The organism is Parabacteroides leei (genome assembly GCF_023369805.1).
In the GTDB taxonomy this organism is placed as follows: domain Bacteria; phylum Bacteroidota; class Bacteroidia; order Bacteroidales; family Tannerellaceae; genus Parabacteroides; species Parabacteroides leei.
The window spans coordinates 1-2,455 of the sequence record NZ_JAMBQG010000042.1 but is presented as its reverse complement, the minus strand read 5'-3'; the positions used below and the strand labels follow the sequence as shown (position 1 = coordinate 2,455).

Annotated in this window: 2 rRNA genes; both read right to left on the bottom strand. The window is 48.6% G+C overall.

The window, feature by feature from the left end:
- Nucleotides 1-23: 23 nt before the first annotated feature.
- A 5S ribosomal RNA gene (gene rrf, locus M1P97_RS26110) occupies nt 24-134 on the bottom strand.
- A gap of 115 nt (nt 135-249) precedes the next feature.
- Nucleotides 250-2,455 (bottom strand): 23S ribosomal RNA (locus tag M1P97_RS26105); the annotation flags it as partial.

Sequence of the window (2,455 nt, the reverse complement as noted above, 5' to 3'; positions counted from 1 at the left end):
CATTCAGTCTTTCGACCTGACAAAAACGGCGGTTATCTACTCTCCCACTTTTACGCAGTACCATCGACGTGGTTGGGCTTAACTTCTCTGTTCGGAATGGGAAGAGGTGGATCCCCAACGCTATAACCACCTTAATTTCTTTTAAGATGTTTGACTCTGGACAACGCTACTTTAATCGTAACCGTTCGCTATATACAGTATAGCTCTTACACTAAACCATATCTGCTGATATATCAATCCTTCCTCCCGGAAAAAGAAAGTCTCGGGCTATTAGTACTACTCGGCTTCGACATTACTGCCCTTACACCTGTAGCCTATCAACGTCGTAGTCTACGACGACCCTTAAGGGATATCTAATCTTGAGGCTGGCTTCGTACTTAGATGCTTTCAGCACTTATCCAATCCAGACTTAGCTACCCGGCGGTGCACCTGGCGGTACAACCGGTAAACCAGTGGTCTGTCCAACACGGTCCTCTCGTACTAGTGTCAGAGCCTCTCAAATATCCTACGCCCACGATAGATAGAGACCGAACTGTCTCACGACGTTCTGAACCCAGCTCGCGTGCCACTTTAATGGGCGAACAGCCCAACCCTTGGGACCTTCTCCAGCCCCAGGATGTGACGAGCCGACATCGAGGTGCCAAACCGCTCCGTCGATATGAGCTCTTGGGAGCGATCAGCCTGTTATCCCCGGAGTACCTTTTATCCTTTGAGCGATGGCCCTTCCATGCGGAACCACCGGATCACTATGCTCTAGTTTCCTACCTGATCGACTTGTATGTCTCCCAGTCAAGCACCCTTATGCCATTACACTCTACGACCGGTTACCAATCGGTCTGAGGGTACCTTTAGAAGCCTCCGTTACTCTTTTGGAGGCGACCACCCCAGTCAAACTACCCACCATACAGTGTCCCCACATTTCGCGGGTTAGAACTCAAACAACCAAAGGGCCGTATTTCAACGACGGCTCCACAAACACTGGCGTGCCTGCTTCATTGCCTCCGGCCTATCCTACACATTAGTTGCCCAAATTCAATGTAAAGCTATAGTAAAGGTTCACGGGGTCTTTTCGTCCCATCGCGGGTAATCGGCATCTTCACCGATACTACAATTTCACCGAGCTCACGGTTGAGACAGTGTCCAGATCATTACACCATTCGTGCAGGTCGGAACTTACCCGACAAGGAATTTCGCTACCTTAGGACCGTTATAGTTACGGCCGCCGTTTACTGGGGCTTCAATTCAAACCTTCTCTTGCGATGAGCTCTCCTCTTAACCTTCCAGCACCGGGCAGGTGTCAGGCTGTATACTTCATATTTCTATTTCGCACAGCCATGTGTTTTTGTTAAACAGTTGCCTGGACCTATTCTCTGCGCCCACCTGTTACAGTGGGACCCTTTATCCCGAAGTTACAGGGTCAATTTGCCTAGTTCCTTAACCGTGAATCACTCGAGCGCCTCAGTATTCTCAACCCAACTACGTGTGTCCGTTTACGGTACGGGTACTTTATAAATATGCTTAGCGGATTTTCTAGGGAGCATGATTACATCCATATTACCTTGTACAAGTACTCGGTATACTGTCAGGTTCGACTCTCACGGCGGATTTGCCTACCGCGATCAACGTCTACACCCTTTAACCAACTATTCCGTCAGTTGGCAGGACTGTCACTTCTCCGTCTCCACATCGCTCTATAAAGTAGTATGGGAATATTAAACCATTCTTCCATCGGAATCGCCGTTCGGCTTATCCTTAGGTCCCGACTTACCCTGATCCGATTAACGTTGATCAGGAAACCTTAGTCTTTCGGCGAGGAAGTTTCTCACTTCCTTTATCGTTACTTATACCTACATTTGCTTTTCTATACACTCCAGCAAGGGTTATCCCTCACCTTCAACGTACATAGAATGCTCCCCTACCATCTCTTACGAGATCCATAGCTTCGGTAAACAGTTTATGCCCGAGTATTATCCACGCCAAACTCCTCGACTAGTGAGCTGTTACGCACTCTTTAAATGAATGGCTGCTTCCAAGCCAACATCCTAGCTGTCTCTGCAGTCTGACTTCGTTAGTTCAACTTAACTGTTATTTGGGGACCTTAGCTGATGGTCTGGATTCTTCTCCTCTCGGACGCGGACCTTAGCACCCGCGCCCTCACTCCAGGGCAATATATAATACGCATTCGGAGTTTATCTGGACTTGATAGGCGGTGAAGCCCTCGCATCCAATCAGTCGCTCTACCTCATATTATACTAACCCTAGGCTGCACCTAAATGCATTTCGGGGAGTACGAGCTATCTCCAAGTTTGATTAGCCTTTCACCCCTACCCACAGTTCATCCGAAAGCTTTTCAACGCTTACCGGTTCGGTCCTCCAGTTAGTGTTACCTAACCTTCAACCTGACCATGGGTAGATCACTTGGTTTCGCGTCTACTCCCTCCGACTATGGCGCCCT